The organism is Actinosynnema sp. (assembly GCF_052038725.1).
On sequence record NZ_JBQGCX010001198.1, the window covers coordinates 1 to 1,623 of the forward strand.

The 1,623-nt window shown below is 78.3% G+C and carries 1 protein-coding gene; it reads left to right on the plus strand.

Features of this window, described 5'->3' with window-relative positions:
* On the plus strand, positions 1 to 1,623 hold a 1,623-nt coding region (locus ACTUAL_RS25085), incomplete at both ends, for an amino acid adenylation domain-containing protein (protein ID WP_440901978.1).

Consider the following 1,623-nt stretch of genomic DNA (forward strand, 5'->3'; position numbering starts at 1 on the left):
TCACCGCGCTGGTGGCCGGGTTGTGCGCGGCGGACGCGCCGCCGGTGGCGCGGGTGGACCTGATCGGCGGGCAGGAGCGGGAGGAGCTGCTGGCGCGCTGGGCGAGCCCCGCGCTGCCCGGCCCGGTGCTGGACGTGCCGGAACTGCTGGCCGGGCTGGACGCGGACGCGATCGCGTTGGCGCACAACGGGGTCTCGCTGTCCGGGGCCGAGCTGTCCGGGTGGGCGCACCGGGTGGCGCGGGTGCTGCGGGCGCGCGGGGTCGGGCCGGACGACGTGGTGGCGCTGGTCGTGCCGCGCTCGGTCGGGACGGTGGTGGGGCTGCTCGGGTCGCTGGTGGCGGGGGCGGCGTTCCTGCCGCTGGACACCGCGCACCCGCAGGCGCGGTTGCGGGAGCTGGTCGCGGGGGCGCGGATCGCGCTGGTGACGGCGGAGTTGGCGCACCTGGTGCCGGACGGGGTCGAGTCGGTGGTGCTGGACTCGGTCGAGGTGGCCGAGGAGCTGGCCGGGTGCTCGCGGGAGCCGTTGGCGGAGCACGAGTTGGCGGCCCCGCGCCACCCGGAGCACCTGGCCTACGTGCTGCACACCTCCGGGTCGACCGGGAAGCCCAAGGGGGTGCTGGTGCGCCGGGGCGGGTTGGCCGCGCTGCTGCACCACCACCGGGGGATCACCGCGCCTTCGGCGGAGCGGGCGGCCGGGCGGCGGTTGCGGGTGGCGCACACCTACTCGTTCGCGTTCGACTCGGCGCTCGACCAGCTGGCGTGGTTGCTGTGCGGGCACGAGCTGCGGTTGTACGACGCCGAGGTGGCGCGGGACGCGGACGCGCTGCTGGCGGCGGTGCGGCGGGACCGGGTCGACGTGGTCGACACGACCCCGTCGCTGGCCGCGCCGCTGGTGGCGGCCGGGTTGCTGGAGGGCGATCCGGGGGAGGGCGGGCACCGGCCCGCGCTGCTGGTGCTGGGCGGCGAGGCCACGCCGCCCGCGCTGTGGCGGCGGGTGGTGGCGTCGGGCGTGGCCGCGCGCAACGCCTACGGGCCGACCGAGTCCACTGTGGACGCCACGGTGGCGGTGCTGTCCGGGGACGACCCGGTGATCGGGCACCCGGTGTCGGGAACGCGGGTCTACCTGCTGGACGGGGCGCTGCGGCCGGTCCCCGAGGGGGTGGCCGGTGAGCTGCACCTGGCGGGACCGCAGCTGGCGCGCGGGTACCTGGGGCAGCCGGGGGCGACGGCGGAGCGGTTCGTGGCCGACCCGTTCGGCGCGCCGGGCGAGCGGATGTACCGGACCGGCGACCTGGCCCGGTGGACGGCGCGGGGGCTGGAGTACCTGGGGCGGCGGGACGGCCAGGTGAAGGTGCGCGGGCACCGGGTCGAGGTCGGCGAGGTGGAGGCGGCGCTGGGGGCGCTGCCGGGGGTGGCCGCGGCGGCGGCGGACGTGCGCGCGGACGGCGGTCCGGCGCGGCTGGTCGGGTACGTGGTGCCCGAGGCGGGCGCGGTGGTGACGGCGGAGTCGGTGCGGGACGCGCTGGCCGCCGACCTGCCGGACCACCTGGTGCCGTCGGCGGTGGTGCTGCTGGAGGCGCTGCCGGTGACGGTGAACGGCAAGCTGGACCGGGCCGCGCTGC